This window comes from Streptomyces sp. NBC_00667 (assembly GCF_036226825.1).
In the GTDB taxonomy this organism is placed as follows: Bacteria; Actinomycetota; Actinomycetes; order Streptomycetales; family Streptomycetaceae; genus Streptomyces.
In genome coordinates this window covers 1148069-1166644 of the sequence record NZ_CP109022.1, presented here as the reverse complement: position 1 = coordinate 1166644, position 18576 = coordinate 1148069, and the positions used below count along the sequence as shown (strand labels likewise).

The following is an 18576-nucleotide window of genomic DNA, read 5'->3' as shown; positions in this document are numbered from 1 at the left end:
GTGCGGGCGTCCGCCCGCGAGGCCAAGGGGCGTGCGCGGACTTGATCGCCGCCGAGGCGTCAGCGGCCGGAATGCACCTCCCGCTGGCGCACGACCACCAGGAACGCGTCACTGTCCAGGTCCATCACCACTTCGGCCTGCACGCCCTCGCGCATCCGCTGGGCCGCGTACTCCTCGGCCGGCCAGCTTCCCCGCGGACTCCCGGCCGGAAAGCGCTCCAACACCACTCGGCGCATGGGACACCCCCTGCAATTCGCCTTCGCTTCTCTCAGCTCTTTACAGGCACAACGACGCGGAGGCCGTCCGGGAACGTTCCCGGACGGCCTCCGATTCACGCGAAACGGTGATTTACCCGGCCGATTCGCCCGCGTGCGGGCTCAGCACGTTCATGCTGATCAAGACGATCAGGGCGATGCCCAGCAGGATGCGGTACACCACGAAGGGCATGAAGCTCTTGCTGGAGATGAACTTCATGAACCAGGCGATCACCACGTAACCGACGACGAAGGCGATGACCGTGGCGAACACCGTAGGACCCCAGGACACCTGGCCCTCGCCCAGCGACTTCAACTCCATGCCGCCCGAGGCCAGTACCGCGGGGATGGCGAGGAGGAAGGAGTAACGCGCCGCGGCCTCACGGGTGAAGCCCATCAGCAGACCGCCGGAGATCGTCGCACCGGAGCGGGAAACACCCGGCACCAGCGCCATCGCCTGGCAGACACCGAAGATCAGACCGTCCCTGACCCCGAGTTCCCTGAGCGTCTTGCGCTCGCGGACGGCGCGGTGGCGACCGCCCTCCTCGTCGCGCGCCGCCAGCCGGTCGGCGATGCCGAGCACGACACCCATCACGATGAGCGTGGCGGCCGTCAGCCGCAGATCACGGAACGGGCCCTCGATCGCGTCCTTGAGCGTGACGCCCAGCACACCGATCGGGATCGAGCCGACGATCACCAGCCAGCCCATCTTGGCGTCCTGGTCCGAGCGCAACGACTTGTCGAAGAGCGAACGGAACCAGGCGGAGACGATCCGCGCGATGTCCTTGCGGAAGTAGATCAGCACGGCGGCCTCGGTGCCGATCTGGGTGATCGCGGTGAAGGCCGCGCCCGGGTCCTGCCAGCCGGCGAATGCCGCGGTCAGCCGGAGGTGGGCGCTGGAGGAGATCGGGAGGAACTCCGTAAGCCCCTGGACGAGACCGAGGATTAGGGATTCGAACCAGCTCATGTCGGGGTGCGCTCGTCCTTGTGATCGTCGGGAAGGTCGCGTCCGATGCTAGGGCCCGTGGGGAACGCCGCTGACCACAGGGGGGTGCTGGGGCGTGAGCCCGTGCGTCGGCACCGGCGCGGGAGGGGCCGCGAGGCGGTGCCGTTTGCGCCAGGCGACCGCGGCCGCGACCACCCCGGACACCCCGATGAAGCCGAAGGAGACGAGGAACGCCGGCGAATCCGGGGAAGAGGCGCTCGCCCCGGCGATCACGTACGCGGCGGTGTTGGGCACCGTGCCCAGCGCGGTCGCGCAGAGGAAGGGCAGCCAGCCGCAGCGGGACACCGCCGCGCAGTAGTTGGCTGCCGCGAAGGGGACACCCGGGAAGACGCGGATCGCGAGCATCGAGCGGAAGCCGTGCCGGCCGAGCTGCCCGTCGGCGGCGCGCAGCCAGCGGCCGCGCACCAGGGGCCGCAGGGCGCTGCGGCCCAGCGCCCGGCCCAGGCCGAAGGAGATCCCGGCGCCGACGACCGTGCCCGCGACCGCCGCGAGCAGGCCCAGCGGGGAACCCAGTACCGCCCCCGCAGCCAGGTTCAGCAGCGGCCTCGGGACGAACGCCGCCGTGCACAGTCCGTACACCGTCGCGAACAGCAGCGCCGCCGTACCCACCGGGAGGCCGGGGGGCAGGCCCTGCGACAGCAGGCGCTGGGGCTCGTACAGCAGCACGCCCACGCCCCCCGCCGCGAGCAGCAGGACGAGCAGCGACAGCCGGGCCCACGGCGCGAGGAGGAGGGACATCCCGGGAGACTAACCGACCCGTCGGGCGCGGCGCCGACCTCCGCCTCCCGCGCGGACGAACGGCGCCCGACCCCCACGCGGCCACCGGGCCGAGCCCGGCACCGGCAGTGACGAAGACCACGTCGCGCACCCGCCGGACCACCACGGAAAAACCGTTCGACGGCGCGCGGGCGCTGAGGCAGGATCAGGTGCATGTCCCGGTACGCCTTCCCCGCAGCGCCGTCCGCAGTCGCGGACGCGCCGAAGGCTGCCGTCCTCGCAGAGGCATTCCCCTTCGCCGCATTCGACGGCGCACGAAGCTGACCCTTCCCGGAACGTCCGGCGGACCCCACAGGGGGAGGGTCGGTCCGCTCCAGGGGTCCCGTACCGGCTTCACGACATACGGGAAGACATCATGGCCAAGACGGCCTTCGTACGCACCAAGCCGCACCTCAACATCGGCACCATGGGCCACGTCGACCACGGCAAGACGACCCTCACCGCCGCCATCACCAAGGTCCTCGCCGAGCGCGGCGGAGCCTCCTTCGTGCCCTTCGACCGCATCGACCGGGCCCCCGAGGAGGCCCGGCGCGGGATCACCATCAACCTCACGCACGTCGAGTACGAGACCGACACCCGCCACTACGCGCACGTCGACATGCCCGGCCACGCGGACTACGTCAAGAACATGGTGACCGGCGCGGCCCAGCTCGACGGCGCGATCCTCGTCGTCTCCGCTCTCGACGGAGTCATGCCGCAGACCGCCGAGCACGTGCTGCTCGCCCGCCAAGTCGGCGTCAACCACATCGTGGTGGCCCTCAACAAGGCCGACGCCGGGGACCCGGAGCTCACCGACCTCGTCGAACTGGAGGTCCGCGAGCTGCTCGACGCCCGCGGCTACGGCGGCGACGCGGCGCCCGTCGTACGGGTCTCCGGGCTCGGGGCGCTGGAAGGCGACCCGCGCTGGACCGCGGCCGTCGAGGCGCTGCTGGACGCGGTGGACACGTACGTGCCGATGCCCGTGCGGTACACGGACGCGCCGTTCCTGCTGCCGGTGGAGAACGTACTGACCATCACCGGGCGCGGGACGGTCGTCACCGGCGCCGTCGAGCGCGGCAGCGTACGCGTGGGCGACCGGGTGAGCGTGCTCGGCGGCGACGGGGAGCCGGCCCTGACCGTGGTCACCGGGCTGGAGACCTTCGGCAAGCCGATGGAGCTGGCCGAGGCGGGTGACAACGTCGCGCTGCTGCTGCGCGGGGTGCCGCGCGAGGGGGTGCGCCGCGGGCACGTGGTCGCGGCGCCCGGCAGCGTCGAGCCGAGCCGCCGCTTCACCGCCCAGGTGTACGTGCTCTCCGCCCGGGAGGGCGGCAGGACGACGCCGGTGGCCTCCGGGTACCGGCCCCAGTTCTACATCCGGACCGCGGACGTCGTCGGGGACGTCGACCTGGGCGCCGTGGGGGTGGCCCGGCCGGGGGAGACGGTCACCATGACCGTCGAGCTGGGCCGTGACGTGCCCCTGGAGGCCGGGCTGGGCTTCGCGATCCGCGAGGGCGGGCGCACGGTCGGCGCGGGGACGGTCACCTCGGTCGGCTAGCGGGTCCTGTGCGGGCGATCCCTGATCGCCCGCACGGGAACCGGGCCCTGCGGGACCGGGGCCGCATCGATGACCCGGTGCGGTGGCGGTGGCGGGGCTGGGGCAGACTGCCGTCACCACAGGGTTCGTGAGGTGACGAGGGGCGGGCGGCGATGGGCGGCAGGACGGCACTGGTACTCGGCGGCGGCGGACTCACCGGAGTCGGTTGGGAGGCCGGGATCCTGTGCGGCCTGGCCGCTGCGGGTACGGATCTGACCACCGCCGACCTCGTCGTCGGCACCTCGGCCGGTTCGGTGGTCGGAGCCCAGCTCGCCTCCGGACTGCTCACCCCGAGGGAGCTGTACGAGCGCCAGCTCGGAGACCCGGCCGGCGAGGCCGCGGCGAAGCTGGGAGCCGCCACCTTCGCGCGGTACGCCGTCACCATGCTGCGCTCCCGGGACGCCGCGGCCTACCGCCGGCGGGTCGGCGCCTTCGCGCTGGCCGCCGACACCGTGCCCGAGGCGGACCGGCGCGAGGTGCTCGAAGCCCGGCTGGTTTCCCGCGAGTGGCCCGAGCGGCGGCTGGTGGTGACCGCCGTCGACGCCCTGACCGGCGAACTGACGGCCTTCGACCGGCACAGCGGGGCCGGACTGCTGGACGCGGTCGCCGCGAGCTGCGCCGTGCCGGGCGTGTGGCCGCCGGCGACCGTGGACGGCCGGCGGTACATCGACGGCGGCGTCCGTTCCGCGACCAACGCGGACCTCGCCGCCGGATACGAGCGGGTGGTGATCATCGCGCCGATGGCGCTCGGGTCGAAACTGATCCCCTCGCCCGCGGCGCAGGCCGGGCAGCTGCGGAAGGCCGGGGCGGAGGTCCTGCTCATCACTCCGTCCGCCGAGGCCCGCAAGACCTTCGGCCGCAACGTCCTGGATCCGGCGCGGCGCGACCCGGCCGCCCGGGCCGGCCTGGCCCAGGCGGCGGCGCACGCCGCCGAGGCGGCGCGCGTCTGGGCGGCCTGACAATGGTGTCGTGAACGACGAGCAGATCCCGGTGGTCCGGGACGTGGGCCAGGGCGCCGCCAAGCTGATGCCGGACGTGGACCGGGAGCGGGCCTGGCTGCTGACCGTCGACGGGGCGCCGCAGTCGTACGTCGACCTCGACGAGCCCGAGCACCTGGAGTTCGAGTACGTACGCCGCCTCGCGCACGTCCTGGACTGCGCCGCTGAACCGGGGGCGCCGCTGGACCTGCTGCACCTCGGCGGGGGCGCCCTGACGCTCCCGCGGTACGCCGCCGCGACCCGGCCGGGCTCCCGCCAGCAGGTGGTGGAGTTCGACGCGGGCCTGGTGGAGCTGGTGGCGGAACACCTGCCGTGGGGCGAGGAGGCCCGGATCACGGTGCACGCCGCCGATGCGCGGGCCTGGCTGGAGGGTGCCACCGGGGCGAGCGCCGACGTGGTGGTCGCCGACGTCTTCGGGGGCTCGCGGGTCCCGGCCCAGCTGACCTCGCTGGAGTACGCGCGGGAGGCGGCGCGGGTGCTGCGGCCCGGCGGGCTTTACGTGGCGAACCTGGCGGACGGGGCCCCGTTCGGTTTCCTGCGGGGGCAGTTGGCGAACTTCGGGGCGGTGTTCGCGGAGCTGGCGCTGATCGCGGAGCCGGGGGTGCTGCGGGGCCGCAGGTTCGGCAACGCGGTGCTCGTGGCCTCGGACCGGGAGATCCCGGTGGCCGCCCTGGCCCGGCGCTGCGCGGCCGACGCGTTCCCGGCCCGCGTGGAGGCGGGCGCGGCCCTGGACCGGCTCGTACGGGGCGCGGCCGTGGTGCCGGACGCGCAGGCCGTGGCATCGCCGGAGCCCCCGGCGGGGGCGTTCAGCGTCGGCTGACCACCCCGGCCCGGCTTCACACGGCGGCGGGCTCGGCAGCCGGCGAAGGGGCGGCGGGGGAGGGGGCCGGCGGAGGGGACGGTGCCGGGCGGCGGGTCAGGCGGCGGACGTCCGGCGCGGCGAGGACCACCGCGGTGGCGAGGACCACGAGCGTCGCGCAGCCCCACAGCGCCCGGGTGCGGCCGAAGGCCGTCTCGGCCGGGCCTGCCAGGGCGGTGGCCAGCGGGACCATCGACACCGAGCCGAACCAGTCGTACGCCGAGACGCGGGAGAACTTGTCCTCCGGTATCTCCTGGTGCAGGGTCGTCATCCAGTTCACGCCGAACACCTCGATGGCCACACCGCTGACCAGCATCACCGCGCACAGCCCCCAGGTCGGCAGCGGCACCGCCAGCGCCGCCGACGGAAGCGCCATCGGGAACACGCACAGCGTGCCGACCAGCAGCAGCCGGCGCGGCTTCCACAGGGTCATCAGGACGGCCCCGCCGATCGTGCCCACGCCGAAGAAGGCCAGGGCCACGCCCCAGGGGGCGGGCCCGCCCAGCCGGTCCCGGGCGACCAGGGGCCCGTAGACCGCCTCGGCCGCGGCCACGACGGCGACGACCACGGAGAACTGGAGCACGATCCGCCACAGCCAGGAGCGGCTCCTGAACTCGACCCAGCCTTCGCGCAGATCGGCCAGCAGGCCTCCGCCGGGAGCCCGCTCGGCGATGTGGCCGACGCGCAGGAAGGTCCGTAGCGCACCGGCGAGGGCGAAGGCCGCGGCGTCCACGGCCAGCACCCAGCCCGGGCCGATCGCGGCGATCATGGCGCCGCCCAGGGCGGCGCCGCCGATGCCCGCGCCGTTCATCGCCATCCGGAACAGGGCGAAGGCGCGGTTCGCGTGCTCGCCCGAGACGCTCGACAGCAGCATTCCCTCGGCGGCCGGGTTGAAGAAGGCGGTACCCGTACCGCAGAGGGCGGTGAGCAGCATCATCTGCCACAGTCGCGGATCGCCGGACAGGACGAGCGCGGCGAAGGCGGCCTGGGAGAGGCAGTTGAGGGCGTTGGCCGCGACCATCACCCGGTGCCGCGGCAGCCGGTCGGCCAGCGCGCCGCCGATCAGCAGGAAGAGGACGAGCGGCAGGGTGCGGGCCGCCGCCACCAGGCCGACGTCCCCCGCGCTCCCGCCGGCGTCGAGTACCGCGAAGGCGGCGGCGATGAGCGCCCCGTGGCTGCCGAGGTTGGTGACGACGGCGGCGCCGGTCAGCAGGGTGTAATTGCGGCCGGCCCACGCGGGCCGACGGCGGGTGGCGGGTGTGCGGGAGGGGGTGGCGGGGGGAGGACTCACCCGGGGACTATCGCCCGCCCCGGGCCGGGAAACCAAACGGATTACCGGTCCGGGGGGCGGGGGAGGGGCGATCAGCTCCCGGTCAGGCGGACCGAGCTCATGATCTTCTCGTACGTCTCCTTGGAGACCTCGCCGGGAACGCCCGCGGCCGCGTAGAGCACCCAGACTGCGAAGTCACCGTTGGCGATCTTGTAGGCGAAGGCGATGCTCTTGCCGTCCGAGTCGCACTTGCTCTTCTTCGGCAGGCCGGTGGCGGTGGCCGTGGAGAAGCTGCCCTTGAGGCCGGAGAGGGTCGTGAAGTCCTTGGCGTCGGTGGACTTGACCGTCTCCTTCGGGTTCGGGGAGTCCTGGGCGTAAGCGGCGTACACCCAGTTCTCGGCGGCGATCCGCGCGGCTTCGGCGGTGTCCTTGGCGCCCTGGGCGCCCTTGGCGCCGGTGCCGGCCAGCTCGGTCGTCTCCTCCTTGCCGTCCTTGTTGGAGTCGACCTTGCACCAGTCCTGCTTGTAGAAGGCGGGTGCGCTCATCGTGACGAGCGGGGAGCCGTCGCCTTTCTTCGCGTCCTCGAAGCCGCTGCTGAGGCCCGAGCTGGCGACCGTCCAGTCCGGCGGCACGTCGAAGGCGGTGCCGTGCAGCGGGTTGATGACGACCTTCCAGCCGGGGACGACCGGCTTGACGTCGCCTCCGGCGCGCGGGTTCCCGGTCGGGGCGGGCGGGGCGGCCGACTTGGCGGCGGGCGGCGACGAGGCGGCGGCCGGCTTGTCGTTGGCCTGGACCGTCTTCTTGTCCCGGGTGAGGACGAAGGTCCCGGTGGCGGCCGCGGTCACGACCACCGCGGCGGCGGCGACGATGGCCACCGTCTTGGTGGAGTACGGGCTCCTGGCGCGGGCCGCCGACTGCGTCACCGTCGGGGGCTGCCCCCACGGCTGGGTGGGCGGCGGCGTCTGGTAGCCCGCCTGCGGGTATCCGTAACCGGGCTGCGGCTCACCGAATCCCGGCTGCGGCTGCTGCTGGTACGGGTTCGGCTGTCCCGGCTGCTGCTGGTACGGGTTCTGTTGCGCGTCCTGGGGGTTCGGCTGTCCCCCGGGAGGCTGCTGCTGTCCTGGCCACATGGCCGGTAACGATAGTGGGAGGGGGTGACGGTAGCCACGGCCGCCCCCTCATCGGGTCTGGCCAACCGGTCTTACTCGTGGGTAACATCGCGTGCCATGAGCGCAGAACAGATGAACGTGGGCGAACTGCTCGCCGCGACCGTGCCGATGGCCCGCACCCTGAACCTCCAGTTCCTGGAGACGACCCCCGAGCGCGCCGTCGTCCGGCTGCCCGACCAGCCCGACTTCCACAACCACGTCGGCGGTCCGCACGCGGGGGCGATGTTCACCCTGGCCGAGTCCGCGAGCGGCGCCATCGTCCTGGCCGCCTTCGGGGACCAGCTCTCGCGCGCCGTGCCGCTCGCCGTCAAGGCCGAGATCGGCTACAAGAAGCTCGCCAAGGGCGTCGTCACCGCCACCGCCACCCTCGGCCGCCCGGCCGCCGAGGTCGTCGCGGAACTCGACGCGGGTGGCCGCCCCGAGTTCCCCGTCACCGTCGCCATCCAGCGCGAGGACGAGGCCGTGACCGGGGAAATGACCGTCGTCTGGACGCTGCGGCCCAACGCCTAGGCGCCGGGCGGTACCGGCGCTGTCCGTCCGGGGACCCGCAGCGGCGCACCCGGGTGCGGATAGCGCCGCCCGCGAGGTGCACGCCGGCCTCTAGGCGTACGCCGGCCGCGAGGTGTACGCCGGCCGTTCACCGCGGGAACCGTCACTGAGCGGGGAGGCTGTCGTGGCGAGCCGATAGGCTGCTTGTTCGGCGTGTCACAGGGGGCGCGCCGGAGACGACTCTGGAGGACGTACCGGTGCACATCCAGGAATGGCTGGAGACGATCCCGGCGGTCAGCGTCTATCTCCTGGTGGGGCTGGTCATCGGGCTGGAGAGCCTGGGCGTTCCGCTGCCCGGTGAGATCATCCTGGTCAGCGCCGCCCTGCTGGCGTCACAGCAGGGGCACATCGACCCGGTCGTGCTGGGGTCGTGCGCCATCGCGGGTGCCATCGTCGGCGACTCCATCGGGTACGCGATCGGGCGGCGGGGCGGCAAGCCGCTGCTGGAGCGGCTCGGCCGGCGCTTCCCCAAGCACTTCGGGCCGCAGCACGTGGCCCTGGCGGAACGCTCCTTCGAGAAGTGGGGCATGTGGGCCGTCTTCTTCGGGCGGTTCGTGGCCCTGCTGAGGATCTTCGCCGGACCGCTGGCCGGCGTGCTGCGCATGCCGTACTGGAAGTTCCTGATCGCCAACGTGCTCGGCGGGATCCTCTGGGCGGGCGGTACGACCGCCGTCATCTACACCGTCGGGATCGTCGCCGAGCCGTGGCTCAAGCGGTTCTCGTGGCTGGCGCTGGTGGCGGCCCTGCTGATCGGCCTCGCGGTGACCCTGGTGCTGCGCGTGCGGATGCGCAAGGCGGCGGCCGCGGCACGCGAGGCCGAGAACGAGCCCGCTGCCGCTCCGGCCCCGGCGTCGGTCTCGGACTGAGACCGACGACGAGTCGGCCGGGCCGACGTCCCGCCCCGGTGACGAGCCCGGGGGCGCGGTGGGCGGGGGCCGGCCGCCGGGTGAACGCGGACCCGTCACCAGGGCGTGATCGACACGCCTCGCTGCCGTCGATGCGCCCGGCTACTCCTGCGGGCCCACCGAGGCGCGGTGCTGGTCGGCGAGCCGGGTGTACATCTGTGCGTTGACCCGGATGCCCTCGCGCTCCTCCTGCGTCAGCTCCCGCCGCACCTTGGCGGGTACCCCCGCGACCAACGAGCCGGGCGGGACCACCATGCCCTGCGGGACCAGCGCCTGCGCCGCCACCAGCGAACCGGCGCCGATCACCGCGCCGTTCAGCACGGTCGCGCCCATGCCGATCAGACAGTCGTCCTCGACGGTGCAGCCGTGCACGACGGCGTTGTGGCCGATGGAGACGCGCTCCCCGATGGTGACCGGGAACCCGGGGTCCACATGGACGGTGCAGTTGTCCTGCACGTTGCTGTCGGCGCCCAGGGCGATCGGACCGCAGTCGGCGCGCAGCACCGCCGAGTACCAGATGCTGGAGCGGGCGCCGAGGGTGACGTCGCCCACCACCACGGAGGTGGGCGCGGTGAAGGCCGACGGATCGACGGCCGGCTGCTTGCCGCCCACGCCCGCCACGAGTGCCCGGGCCGCCTGCTGTGTCATGTTCTGTTCCCTCGTTCCCTGTTCTCCACCGGTGCCGCGCTCACAGCACGGTAGGACACCCGCCCGCGGCCCCCGGCGATGGGGTGAAGATCACGGCGCGGTTCCGGCACGCGGCACGCTACGGTTGCCCGGTGCCGAAGAACCAGAACACGTTCTCATCCCTGCGCCGCCGCGTGGCCAACCGCGTCGTCCAGGCCGGGTGGCGCTGGATGCAACAGGCCGGCGCCGTGACCGCCGAGACGCCCGGCCGGCTGCGCTTCGGCGCCATCGGGGACGGGACCCGGCTCGCCTTCCCGCAGGGCACCGTATTCGGTGAGCAGTGGATCCGGCTCGGCGAACACTGCATCATCGCCGAGCAGGTCACCTTGACGGCCGGGATGATGCCCGACCTGGACCTCGGCCCGGACCCGGTGCTCGTGCTCGGCAACGGGGTGGTCCTCGGCCGCGGCAGCCACGTGATAGCCGACACCCGGATCAGCATCGGCGACGACACCTTCTGCGGACCGGGCGTGTACATCACCTCCACCAATCACAGCTACGACGACCCGCACGAGCCGGTCGGCAGGCAGTGGCCCCGCAGTTCGCCGGTGGAGATCGGCCCGGGCTGCTGGCTGGGCACCGGGGCCGTGATCCTGCCCGGGGCGCGGCTGGGCCGCAACGTCGTCGTGGCGGCGGGGGCCGTCGTGCGGGGCGAGGTACCCGACCACGCGGTGGTGGCGGGGGCCCCGGCGCGCATCGTGCGGCGGTGGGAGCCCGAGACGGGCTGGCAGCCGCCGCTGCGCACCCCGGCGCCGGTCCCGATCGCGGACGGCATCACTCCGGAGCAACTGCGCGGCCTGGCCGCGCTGGCGGCGGCCGAGGCCGAGGCCGAGGCCGGTCAGCTCAGCCCGGACCCGGCCTAACCGGCGGCGAGCAGGACGGTGCCCGCGAGGGCGAGGCCGGCGCCGGCGGCCTGGACCGTACGCAGGCGCTCCTTGAGGACGGCGAAGGCGGCGAGCGCGGTGACCACCGGGTAGAGCGAGGAGAGCACGGCGGCCACCGTGACCGGGCCGCTCTGCGCGGCGACGGAGTACGTGCCGTTCGCCGCGACGTCCGCGAGACCCACGAAGGCCAGCGCCGGCAGGAGCCCCCCCAGGAGCCGCGCGCCGCTGCCCTGCGCAAGTGCGGGAGTTCCCCGCCGCACCTGGACCCACAGGGCCGTGCCGCCCGCGGCCACGTTGGTCACGCGCTGCACGAACAGGGCCAGGAAGAGCCCCGTGACCGTGTGCGAGGCCTCGGAGATCAGGGCCATCACCGCGCCGAAGCCGAAGGCCGCGAGCAGGGTGAGCAGGACGGCCCGGCGCTGTACCGGGGCTCCGCGCAGTTCCGGGCCGCCGGCCAGGATGATCCCGAGGACGGCCACCGCGATCCCGGCGAACTGCCCGGGGCCCGGGCGCTCGCCCAGTGCCAGCCCGGCCCCGACGGGGACGATCACGCCGAGCGAGCCGAGCGGGGACACCACGCCCATCGGGCCGAGGGCCAGCGCCTTGTAGAAGCTGAGCATCGCGACCGGACCGACGAGCCCGGCGGCGACCGCGAACCACAGCTGCGGCCCCGCCTCCCGCCAGGCCCCGGTGACGAGGACCACGGAACCGAGCACCACGACGGCGACGACCTGCGAGACCACCACCACGGTCAGCGCCGGTATGCGGCGCGTCAGCAGCCCGCCGCCGAAATCGGCGAGGCCCCACAGCAGGGCTGTCGCCAGGGCGAAGATGACGGTCATGCGGGAGCCTCGCAGTACAGTGTCTTGAACGGTGGGGTGCAACGTCGAGTACACCACACCGCAGTTCAGTCTGCTGGACTGCGTCATCCAAAATATTGGACGCCGTGACGTGGGACGCCGAAGCTGGGGGAATGGTGTCGGACCTGGAACAGCTCACTCAGGCGCTCGGCCGGAACCTCCGGCGCTGGCGCGGTGAACGCGGTTTCACCCTCGAAGCGCTGGCGGCGCGGGCGGGCGTGAGCCGGGGGATGATCATCCAGATCGAGCAGGCCCGGACGAACCCCAGCGTCGGCACCACGGTCAAGCTGGCCGACGCCCTCGGCGTCAGCATCACCACCCTGCTGGACCGCGACCGCGGCCCGCGGGTGCACGTGGTGGAGCCCGGTCAGGGGGTGCGGATGTGGTCCACGGCCGGCGGCAGCGGTGCGACCATGCTGCTCGGCGACGACCGGCGCGGCCCGCTGGAGGTGTGGGCGTACCGGCTGGAGCCCGGCGAGGGCACCGGGTCGGACCCGCACCCGGCCGGGACCCTGGAGATGCTGCACGTCACGGCCGGACGGCTCACCCTCACCGTCGACGGCGAACCCTACGAGGTGCCGCAGGGCGGGGCGGTCTCCTTCGAGGCGAACGTCCCGCACGAGTACCGCAACGAAGGCGCGGAGCCGATGGAGATGACGATGGCGGTCTCGATCCCGCCGGTCAGCGGGCACGAGCAGCCGCCCTCGCACTGACGGCCGTCGCTACAGGGCGGGGATCTCGATGGCGGGGCAGCGGTCCATCACCATCAGCAGACCCGCCTCGCGCGTCCGCGCCCAGGCCGCCTCGTCGATCACCCCGAGCTGGAACCAGACGGCGCTCGCGCCGACCGCCACCGCCTCGTCGGCGACCGCTCCGGCGAGGGAGCTGTTGACGAAGACGTCGACCACGTCGACCGCGAACGGGATGTCCGCCAGCGAGGCGTACCCGGGCTCGCCGTGCACCGTCTCCGCCTTGGGATGTACGGGAACCACCCGCTTCCCGAACCGCTGGAGCACCCGCGCCACCCCGTAGGCCGCCCGCCGCTCGTTGTTGGACAGGCCCACCACGGCCCAGGTGTCCCCGGCTTCGGTGAGGATCCTGCGGATGGTCTCCTGGTCGCCGTACACGCGCACCGCCTCCTGTCGCCCGCCGGACCGGCTCGTGACGGCCCGCGCGAAGGGATCAACGGAGAGGGCAGGTGTCCGATTCCCCCGCTACGGGACCGGAACTCCCGTGCGCAGGAAGAACAGGCCCACGATCTGTCCGTCCGTGTTGAAGGTGACGCGGAAAGTCCCCGGCTGCTTCGCCATGTGCAGCGGGACATCGACCACGTTCCCATTGCCGGACGCGACCTGTTTCGGGTCCCCGTGCGACTCGAAGCGACCGAACGTCTTCTGGTAGTCGTTCCAGGACTTCGCGAGGAACTCCGCAGTGGCCTGTCCGCGAAGGGCTTCGTCGAAGCGGGCCGAGACGGCGGTGAAGTCGCCCCGTGTCACTTCGCCGAGGGTGTCGAGGGCGAGCTGCTCGTAATCGGGCCGAGCCGCAACCGTCACCGCGGCCGGGACCGCGGCGTGCTCGGCGGCGTGGGCCTGGGTCACACCCGCAACTCGACCGCCGATCGGCAGGACCGCTTGGGAAGCCAGTAGGACCGCGGGCGCCAGGAGGAGGAGCCGCCGCCGCGTTCCGCCGCGCGTCGTGTCCTTGCCGGGAAGCAAAAACATGGATTTCCCCTTCCCGCGTTCGGTGGGGCCGGATGCGTTCACCGTAGATCGCCCCGATGGCGGCCGCATTTCGGCTGCCCGGCCGCCCCGTGGCCGGCCGGTCGGCCGGTTCCGGGCCACCGCTTAGGGTGGAGCGGTGAAGGCAGACCAGTACGTGACGGTGGCCCGGGAGGGCGTGCACGAGGCGGAGATCAACCGCTCGAGGTTCCTGTGCTCGCTCGCGCCCGCCGCGACGGAGCAGGAGGCCCAGGAGTTCATCGCGCGCGTCCGCAAGGAGCACCCCACCGCCACCCACAACTGCTTCGCCTACGTGATCGGCGCCGACGCCTCCGTCCAGAAGGCCAGTGACGACGGCGAGCCCGGCGGCACCGCAGGGGTGCCGATGCTGCAGATGCTGACGCGGCGCGACATCCGGTACGCCGTCGCCGTGGTCACCCGCTACTACGGCGGGGTCAAGCTCGGCGCGGGCGGGCTGATCAGGGCCTACGGAGGGGTGGTCGGCGAAGCGCTCGACGCGCTCGGCACCGTCACCCGGCGCCGCTACCGGCTGGCCACCGTCACCGTCGACCACCAGCGGGCCGACAAGACCCAAAACGACCTGCGCTCCACCGGCCGGACCGTCGTCGACCTGCGCTACGGCTCCGCCGTGGAGATCGAGGTCGCCCTTCCGGAAGCCGACCTCCCCGCCTTCGAGGCCTGGCTGGCCGACAGCACCGCGGGCAGCGCCACCCTCACCCTGGGCGGAGAGACGTACGCGCCCTGAGCCGCATCCCCGGTCTCGGCGGAGCGGCCGTGGCGGCCCCCGCGACGGGTTAGCGTAGAGGGGGCAGTGGGCCGGAGGACGACCAGGGGGACGGGCATGCGCGGCGAGGCCGGCGAGTGAAGTTTCTGCACACCTCCGACTGGCACCTCGGGCGGTCCTTCCACCGCGTCAACGTGCTCGGCGCCCAGGCCGCCTTCATCGACCACCTCGTCGCGACCGTCGAAGAGCACCGGGTCGACGCCGTCCTCGTCGCCGGGGACGTCTACGACCGGGCCGTGCCCCCGCTGGCCGCCGTCGAACTGTACGACCGGGCCCTGCACCGGCTCGCCGCCCTCGGCGTGCCCACGGTGATGATCTCCGGGAACCACGACTCCGCCCGCCGTCTGGGGGTCGGGGCCGGGCTGATCGAGGGGGCCGGGATATTCCTCAGGACCGATCCCGCCGGCTGTGCGGACCCCGTGGTGCTGGCCGACGTACACGGGGATGTGGCGTTGTACGGGCTGCCCTATCTGGAGCCGGCCCTGGTGAAGGAGGCCCTCGGCGCGCCGAAGGTCAGCCACGAAGCGGTGCTGGGCGCGGCCATGGACCGGGTGCGCGCCGACCTGGCCGACCGGGCCCCCGGGACCCGTTCCATCGTCCTCGCCCACGCCTTCGTCACCGGCGGACAGGCCAGCGACAGCGAGCGCGACATCACCGTCGGCGGAGTGGAGGCCGTGCCCGCGGCCGTCTTCGACGGGGTCGACTACGCCGCCCTCGGCCACCTCCACGGCTGCCAGAAGATCAACGAACGGGTGCGCTACTCGGGTTCCCCGCTCGCCTACTCCTTCTCCGAGGCCGACCACCGCAAGACGATGTGGCTGGTCGAACTCGGGCCGGCCGGGGAACTCGTCACCACCGAACGGATCGACACCCCCGTACCGCGCGCCCTCGGGCGCCTGCGCGGGCGGCTGGAGGAGTTGCTGGAGGACCCGGCCCTCGACGCCCACGAGGACCGCTGGATCGAAGCCACCCTCACCGACCCCGTCCGGCCCCAGGACCCCATGGCCCGCCTCGCCGCCCGCTTCCCGCACGTCCTGAGCCTCGCCTTCGACCCCGAAGGCCGCGAGGAGGACGGCGCGGCCTCCTACGCGCAGCGCCTGAGGGGCCGCACCGACCAGGAGATCGCCGAGGACTTCGTCGCGCACGTCCGCGGCGGCGGCCACGCCGACGACGACGAACGGGCCGTGCTGCGCGGCGCCTTCGACGACGTACGCACCCGGGCCGTGGTCCAGGAGACCCTCCGATGAGGCTGCACCGGCTCCAGGTCACCGCCTTCGGGCCGTTCGCCGAGCCCCAGGAGATCGACTTCGACGCCCTCTCCGGCGCCGGGATCTTCCTGCTCCACGGACCCACCGGAGCGGGCAAGACCTCCGTCCTCGACGCCGTCTGCTTCGCGCTCTACGGGGCCGTGCCCGGCTCCCGCCTCCCCCACCTCACCAGCCTGCGCAGCGACCACGCCGCCCCCGGCACCGCGACCGAAGTCACCCTCGAACTCACCGCGGGCGGACGCCGCCTGGAGATCACCCGGCGGCCCGAGCAGGACCGGCCCAAGAAGCGCGGCAGCGGCACGACCAAGGACCGCGCCCAGAGCCGGCTGCGCGAACGCGTCGACGGCGTCTGGCAGGGGCTCAGCCGCTCCCACCAGGAGATCGGCGAGGAGATCGAGCAGCTGCTCGGCATGAGCCGCGAACAGTTCTGCCAGGTCGTGCTCTTGCCGCAGGGCGAGTTCGCCCAGTTCCTGCGCGCCGGCGCCGAAGCCCGCGGGCGGCTCCTCGGGCGCCTCTTCGACACCCGCCGCTTCGCCGCCGTCGAGACCCTGCTCGCCGAGCGGCGCCGGGCGGCCGAGGCCAAGGTGCGGGCCGGCGACGAGAAGGTGCTCGGTGTCGCCCAGCGCATCGCCCAGGCCGCGGGCGACAGCGCCGACCTGCGCGGCTGGCCGATGCCCCGCCACCAGCCGGGCGAACCCGGACTCGCCGACGCCGTCCGTGCCTGGGCGGCCGTCGCCCGCTGCGCCGCCCGGGAGCGGCTCACCGTCGCGGAGTACGCGCTGGCCGCCGTGGAGAGCCGGTACGCGGCCGCCCGGCGGGCCGCCGAGGAGGCGCGGGAACTCGACCGGTTGCAGCGCCGTCACGCGGAGACCGCCCGCCGGGCCGCCCTGCTCGAAGCCGCCGCGCCTGAAAGGGAGCGGGTGCGCGCCCTGCTCGACCGGGCCCGCCGGGGAGCCCTCGTGGCCCCCGCCCTGGAACTGCGCGGGGCCGCCGCCGCCGCGCACCTGACCGCCGCCCACGCGCAGACGCTCGCCCTCGCCGAACTCCCGCCCGCCCTCGCCGAAGCCGGAGCCGAGCAGCTCGCCGCCACCGAGCAGCGGCTGCGTGAGGAACTCGGCGCCGTCGGAGCCGCCCAGCGGGCCGAGCAGCGCAGCGCCGGGATCAGCCGCGAGCGCGCCACGCTGGACCGGGAGTCCCGCGACGACGAGGAGCAGCGTCAGGAGTCCGCCGAGTGGCTCGCCCGCTGGGAGGGCACCCGCGCCGAGCTGGCCGGCCGGGTGGAAGCCGCCCAGCAGGCCGCCACCCTCGCCGAACAGCTCGCGGCCCGGCTGGAGCCCGCACGGCTGCACCTGAACGCCGCCCGGCGGCGCGACGCCCTCGCCGCCGACGCCGAAGTCGCCGACGCCGCACTGCTGCGGCTGCGCGAGGAGTCCGCCGCCGCGCGGGAGGACTGGCTGGAGCTGAAGGAGGCCCGGCTCAGCGGGATCGCCGCCGAACTGGCCGCCGCCCTGGTGGCGGGGGAGCCCTGCAAGGTGTGCGGGTCGGCGGAGCACCCGCTCCCCGCGCGTCCGGCCCCCGGACACGTCGACCGGGCCGCCGAGGACGCCGCCCACGCCCGCTTCGAGCAGGCCGAGGAGCGGCGCGGCGCCGCCGAACGGAAGCTGGCCGCGGTCCGGGAGGCCGAGGCCGAAGCCGCGGCCGCCGCCAGGGACGCCACCACCGCCGAACTCCTCGCGCTGACCTCCGACCTGAGCGCCCGCCACGCCGCCGCCCACGCGGATGCGGCAGGGCTGCACACCGCCCGGGAGCGGCTGGCCCGCGCCGAGCGCGAGTACGCCGCGCGCAGCGCCGACCGGCTCGACGCCGAACGCCGGGCCGCCGCCAGGGCCTCGCGACGGGAGGCCCTGGACCGGGAACAGGCCGCGCTGGAGGCCGAGCTGGCCCTCGTGCGGGGCGACGCGCCCAGTGTCGCGGCCCGGGCCAGGGTGCTGGAGGACCGGGTCCGGATCGTCACCGCGGCCGCCGCCGCGCTGCGCCGCGCCGACGCCACCGCCGCCCGGCTCAAGGAGGCCGACGACCAGCTGGCCGACGCGGCGTTCAAGGCCGGGTTCGACACCACCGGGGCGGCGGCCGACGCGGTGCTGCCGGAGTACGAACGCACCGCCCTCCAGCACAGGTTGGACGCCTGGCAGGCCGAGGAAGCCATGCTGGCCGACCGGCACGCCGAGCACGACACCACGGCGGCGGCCGCGCTCCCGCCCGCCGATCCGCAAGGCGCCGAGGAGTACGCGGCCGCGGCGGCGGCGAAACTGAGGGAAGCCGGCTCGGCCGTCGACGCCGCCCGCGTCAGCTGCGCCGAACTGGACCGGCTCTCACAGCGGGCGGACCAGGAACTGCGCGCCCTGGGCCCGTTGCGCGAGGAGTACGACCGGGTGGCCCGGCTGGCCGGACTCACCGCGGGCACCTCCGCCGACAACGAGCGCAAGATGCGACTGGAGTCGTACGTACTGGCCGCGCGCCTGGAGCAGGTCGCGGCCGCGGCGACGGTACGGCTGCTGCGCATGTCCGGCGGCCGCTACACCCTGGTCCACTCCGACGCGCGGGCGGGCGGCCGGGGCCGCTCCGGCCTCGGGCTGCACGTCGTGGACGCCTGGACGGGAACCGAGCGGGACACCGCCACCCTGTCCGGCGGTGAGACCTTCTTCGCCTCGCTCGCCCTCGCGCTGGGACTGGCCGACGTGGTGACCGACGAGGCGGGCGGCATGCGCCTCGACACCCTCTTCATCGACGAGGGCTTCGGCAGCCTCGACGACCAGGCCCTGGACGAGGTGCTCGACGTACTGGACTCCCTGCGCGAACGGGACCGCAGCGTCGGCATCGTGAGCCACGTCGCCGACCTGCGGACCCGGGTCCAGGCCCAGCTGGAGGTCGTCAAGCAGCGCGGCGGCTCGGTGGTGCGCCACCGGGTGGGGAGTCCGGCGGGCTGAACCGCTG

General features: G+C 73.9%; 19 protein-coding genes. 10 read left to right on the top strand and 9 right to left on the bottom strand.

What is annotated here, in order from left to right; translation table 11 throughout:
• Nucleotides 1-59: 59 nt before the first annotated feature.
• The 3 genes from OHA81_RS05640 to OHA81_RS05630 all read right to left on the bottom strand — a co-directional run bounded on the left by OHA81_RS05640 (nt 60) and on the right by OHA81_RS05630 (nt 1998).
• Nucleotides 60-236, bottom strand: a complete 177-nt coding sequence (locus tag OHA81_RS05640) for a hypothetical protein (protein ID WP_329193368.1) — start codon at nt 234-236, stop codon at nt 60-62.
• 112 nt (nt 237-348) lie between these two features.
• Nucleotides 349-1221, bottom strand: a complete 873-nt coding sequence (locus OHA81_RS05635; RefSeq protein ID WP_329193366.1) for an undecaprenyl-diphosphate phosphatase — start codon at nt 1219-1221, stop codon at nt 349-351.
• 48 nt (nt 1222-1269) lie between these two features.
• Nucleotides 1270-1998 (bottom strand): TVP38/TMEM64 family protein, encoded by a 729-nt coding sequence (locus tag OHA81_RS05630; RefSeq protein WP_329193364.1) that lies wholly within the window; start codon nt 1996-1998, stop codon nt 1270-1272.
• A gap of 394 nt (nt 1999-2392) precedes the next feature.
• On the opposite strand from OHA81_RS05630, the gene tuf reads away from it, so the two are divergent.
• The 3 genes from tuf (at nt 2393) to OHA81_RS05615 (ending at nt 5428) form a co-directional block, all read left to right on the top strand.
• Entirely contained in the window at nt 2393-3571 is a 1179-nt protein-coding gene (gene tuf / locus OHA81_RS05625) for an elongation factor Tu (RefSeq protein ID WP_329193362.1), read from the top strand.
• Between the two features lie 152 nt (nt 3572-3723).
• The gene (locus tag OHA81_RS05620; protein ID WP_329193360.1) at nt 3724-4569 is read left to right on the top strand and encodes a patatin-like phospholipase family protein; all 846 of its coding nucleotides are present in this window, start codon (nt 3724-3726) and stop codon (nt 4567-4569) included.
• A 67-nt stretch (nt 4570-4636) separates the two neighbouring features.
• Nucleotides 4637-5428 (top strand): spermidine synthase, encoded by a 792-nt coding sequence (locus tag OHA81_RS05615; RefSeq protein ID WP_329202012.1) that lies wholly within the window; start codon nt 4637-4639, stop codon nt 5426-5428.
• Between the two features lie 16 nt (nt 5429-5444).
• On the opposite strand, the gene OHA81_RS05610 is transcribed toward OHA81_RS05615, so the two are convergent.
• Together OHA81_RS05610 and OHA81_RS05605 are read right to left on the bottom strand one after the other, a co-directional pair.
• Nucleotides 5445-6758 (bottom strand): MFS transporter, encoded by a 1314-nt coding sequence (locus OHA81_RS05610; RefSeq protein WP_329193359.1) that lies wholly within the window; start codon nt 6756-6758, stop codon nt 5445-5447.
• A gap of 71 nt (nt 6759-6829) precedes the next feature.
• Complete coding sequence (locus tag OHA81_RS05605; RefSeq protein ID WP_329193357.1) at nt 6830-7867, bottom strand: hypothetical protein; 1038 nt, start codon at nt 7865-7867, stop codon at nt 6830-6832.
• 96 nt (nt 7868-7963) lie between these two features.
• Between OHA81_RS05605 and OHA81_RS05600 the strand changes: the two genes are divergently transcribed.
• Complete coding sequence (locus OHA81_RS05600) at nt 7964-8416, top strand: DUF4442 domain-containing protein (RefSeq protein ID WP_329193355.1); 453 nt, start codon at nt 7964-7966, stop codon at nt 8414-8416.
• A 236-nt stretch (nt 8417-8652) separates the two neighbouring features.
• Nucleotides 8653-9321, top strand: a complete 669-nt coding sequence (locus OHA81_RS05595) for a DedA family protein (protein ID WP_329193353.1) — start codon at nt 8653-8655, stop codon at nt 9319-9321.
• A gap of 141 nt (nt 9322-9462) precedes the next feature.
• On the opposite strand, the gene OHA81_RS05590 is transcribed toward OHA81_RS05595, so the two are convergent.
• A complete protein-coding gene (locus OHA81_RS05590; RefSeq protein WP_329193351.1) occupies nt 9463-10008 on the bottom strand; it encodes a gamma carbonic anhydrase family protein in 546 nt (181 codons plus the stop codon).
• Between the two features lie 131 nt (nt 10009-10139).
• Between OHA81_RS05590 and OHA81_RS05585 the strand changes: the two genes are divergently transcribed.
• Nucleotides 10140-10910, top strand: a complete 771-nt coding sequence (locus OHA81_RS05585; RefSeq protein WP_329193349.1) for an acyltransferase — start codon at nt 10140-10142, stop codon at nt 10908-10910.
• Here the strand turns inward: OHA81_RS05585 and OHA81_RS05580 are convergent.
• Nucleotides 10907-11773, bottom strand: a complete 867-nt coding sequence (locus OHA81_RS05580; protein WP_329193347.1) for a DMT family transporter — start codon at nt 11771-11773, stop codon at nt 10907-10909. The two genes, OHA81_RS05585 and OHA81_RS05580, sit on opposite strands and share 4 nt — an antisense overlap.
• A gap of 134 nt (nt 11774-11907) precedes the next feature.
• Between OHA81_RS05580 and OHA81_RS05575 the strand changes: the two genes are divergently transcribed.
• Nucleotides 11908-12504 (top strand): XRE family transcriptional regulator, encoded by a 597-nt coding sequence (locus OHA81_RS05575; RefSeq protein ID WP_329202009.1) that lies wholly within the window; start codon nt 11908-11910, stop codon nt 12502-12504.
• A 9-nt stretch (nt 12505-12513) separates the two neighbouring features.
• Here OHA81_RS05575 and OHA81_RS05570 read toward each other — a convergent pair whose 3' ends face one another.
• Nucleotides 12514-12918, bottom strand: a complete 405-nt coding sequence (locus tag OHA81_RS05570) for a CoA-binding protein (protein WP_329193345.1) — start codon at nt 12916-12918, stop codon at nt 12514-12516.
• An 87-nt stretch (nt 12919-13005) separates the two neighbouring features.
• Nucleotides 13006-13389 carry a DUF3887 domain-containing protein gene (locus OHA81_RS05565; RefSeq protein ID WP_329193343.1) on the bottom strand — a complete coding sequence of 128 codons (384 nt, stop codon included), beginning with the start codon at nt 13387-13389 and terminating at the stop codon, nt 13006-13008.
• Nucleotides 13390-13648: 259 nt separating this feature from the next.
• Here OHA81_RS05565 and OHA81_RS05560 point away from each other — a divergent pair, with 259 nt between their 5' ends.
• From OHA81_RS05560 to OHA81_RS05550, 3 genes are all read left to right on the top strand, one after another.
• Nucleotides 13649-14275 carry a YigZ family protein gene (locus OHA81_RS05560; RefSeq protein WP_329193341.1) on the top strand — a complete coding sequence of 209 codons (627 nt, stop codon included), beginning with the start codon at nt 13649-13651 and terminating at the stop codon, nt 14273-14275.
• A 116-nt stretch (nt 14276-14391) separates the two neighbouring features.
• Nucleotides 14392-15561: an exonuclease SbcCD subunit D gene (locus tag OHA81_RS05555; RefSeq protein ID WP_329193339.1), complete on the top strand. Its 1170-nt coding sequence runs from the start codon at nt 14392-14394 to the stop codon at nt 15559-15561.
• On the top strand, nt 15558-18569 hold the full coding sequence (locus OHA81_RS05550; RefSeq protein ID WP_329193337.1) for an SMC family ATPase: 3012 nt from the start codon (nt 15558-15560) through the stop codon (nt 18567-18569). The genes OHA81_RS05555 and OHA81_RS05550 overlap by 4 nt, the downstream gene beginning before the upstream one ends.
• Nucleotides 18570-18576: the final 7 nt, after the last annotated feature.

Excerpts from the sequence above, each read along its gene's own strand:
- OHA81_RS05640 (WP_329193368.1), bottom strand. The coding sequence starts at position 236 with ATGCGCCGAGTGGTGTTGGAGCGCTTTCCGGCCGGGAGTCCGCGGGGA.
- OHA81_RS05635 (WP_329193366.1), bottom strand. The coding sequence starts at position 1,221 with ATGAGCTGGTTCGAATCCCTAATCCTCGGTCTCGTCCAGGGGCTTACG.
- OHA81_RS05630 (WP_329193364.1), bottom strand. The coding sequence starts at position 1,998 with ATGTCCCTCCTCCTCGCGCCGTGGGCCCGGCTGTCGCTGCTCGTCCTG.
- tuf (WP_329193362.1), top strand. The coding sequence starts at position 2,393 with ATGGCCAAGACGGCCTTCGTACGCACCAAGCCGCACCTCAACATCGGC.
- OHA81_RS05620 (WP_329193360.1), top strand. The coding sequence starts at position 3,724 with ATGGGCGGCAGGACGGCACTGGTACTCGGCGGCGGCGGACTCACCGGA.
- OHA81_RS05615 (WP_329202012.1), top strand. The coding sequence starts at position 4,637 with ATGCCGGACGTGGACCGGGAGCGGGCCTGGCTGCTGACCGTCGACGGG.
- OHA81_RS05605 (WP_329193357.1), bottom strand. The coding sequence starts at position 7,867 with ATGTGGCCAGGACAGCAGCAGCCTCCCGGGGGACAGCCGAACCCCCAG.
- OHA81_RS05600 (WP_329193355.1), top strand. The coding sequence starts at position 7,964 with ATGAGCGCAGAACAGATGAACGTGGGCGAACTGCTCGCCGCGACCGTG.
- OHA81_RS05590 (WP_329193351.1), bottom strand. The coding sequence starts at position 10,008 with ATGACACAGCAGGCGGCCCGGGCACTCGTGGCGGGCGTGGGCGGCAAG.
- OHA81_RS05580 (WP_329193347.1), bottom strand. The coding sequence starts at position 11,773 with ATGACCGTCATCTTCGCCCTGGCGACAGCCCTGCTGTGGGGCCTCGCC.
- OHA81_RS05550 (WP_329193337.1), top strand. The coding sequence starts at position 15,558 with ATGAGGCTGCACCGGCTCCAGGTCACCGCCTTCGGGCCGTTCGCCGAG.